The 1,401-nt window shown below is 45.5% G+C and carries 1 rRNA gene (only partly in view); it reads right to left on the minus strand.

From position 1 onward, the window contains the following. Positions 1-1,277 (minus strand): 23S ribosomal RNA (locus tag AC1RPU_RS07485); it reaches 1,742 nt to the left of the window's first position. Between the last annotated feature and the right edge of the window lie 124 nt (positions 1,278-1,401).

Consider the following 1,401-nt stretch of genomic DNA (forward strand, 5'->3'; position numbering starts at 1 on the left):
CAGTCCTTACGGTCTAGCTTCGTTGCCCTTAGAACGCTCTCCTACCACGGAACCCTAATGGGTTCCATCCACAATTTCGGTAACATGTTTAGCCCCGGTACATTTTCGGCGCAGAATCACTCGACTAGTGAGCTATTACGCACTCTTTAAATGGTGGCTGCTTCTGAGCCAACATCCTAGTTGTCTGTGCAATTCCACATCCTTTTCCACTTAACATGTATTTTGGGACCTTAATTGGTGGTCTGGGCTGTTTCCCTTTCGACTACGGATCTTATCACTCGCAGTCTGACTCCCGGATATAAATCAATGGCATTCGGAGTTTATCTGAATTCAGTAACCCTAGATGGGCCCCTAGTCCAAACAGTGGCTCTACCTCCATGATTCTTAATTCCGAGGCTAGCCCTAAAGCTATTTCGGAGAGAACCAGCTATCTCCAAGTTCGTTTGGAATTTCTCCGCTACCCACACCTCATCTCAGCATTTTTCAACATACATGAGTTCGGTCCTCCAGTGCGTTTTACCGCACCTTCAACCTGGACATGGGTAGGTCACTTGGTTTCGGGTCTACGTCTACTTACTATGGCGCCCTATTCAGACTCGCTTTCGCTACGGCTCCGTCTTATCAACTTAACCTCGCAAGCAAACGTAACTCGCCGGTTCATTCTACAAAAGGCACGCTATCACCCATTAACGGGCTCTAACTATTTGTAGGCACATGGTTTCAGGAACTATTTCACTCCCCTTCCGGGGTGCTTTTCACCTTTCCCTCACGGTACTGGTTCACTATCGGTCACTAGGGAGTATTTAGCCTTGGGAGATGGTCCTCCCGGATTCCGACGGAATTTCTCGTGTTCCGCCGTACTCAGGATACTGCTCTGAGAGATTTTCATTTAGTATACGGGGCTATCACCCTCTACGGCGAGTCTTCCCAGACTCTTCTACTATAAAAATCTTTGGTAACTCAAATGAGCAGTCCTACAACCCCAAGAAGCAAGCTTCTTGGTTTGGGCTCTTCCCTGTTCGCTCGCCGCTACTTAGGGAATCGATTTTTCTTTCTATTCCTGCAGGTAATTAGATGTTTCAGTTCCCTGCGTTTACCTCTATATAACCTATGTATTCAGTTAATAGTAACAGTCGATTAAAACTGCTGGGTTCCCCCATTCGGAAATCTCCGGATCAAAGCTTACTTACAGCTCCCCGAAGCATATCGGTGTTAGTCCCGTCCTTCATCGGCTCCTAGTGCCAAGGCATTCACCATGCGCCCTTGATAACTTAACCTAACTTTACTTAAAGCAAAGTGGTTTTGTTAAGAACTACGTTCTTAACTAATAAAACGCGGTGTTTCTCGGCTTATTGCTTAAAAATTTAATAAATATTATCTAGTTTTCAAAGAACAAATTTT

This window comes from Dellaglioa sp. CoH-55-MRSF-7, assembly GCF_056782235.1.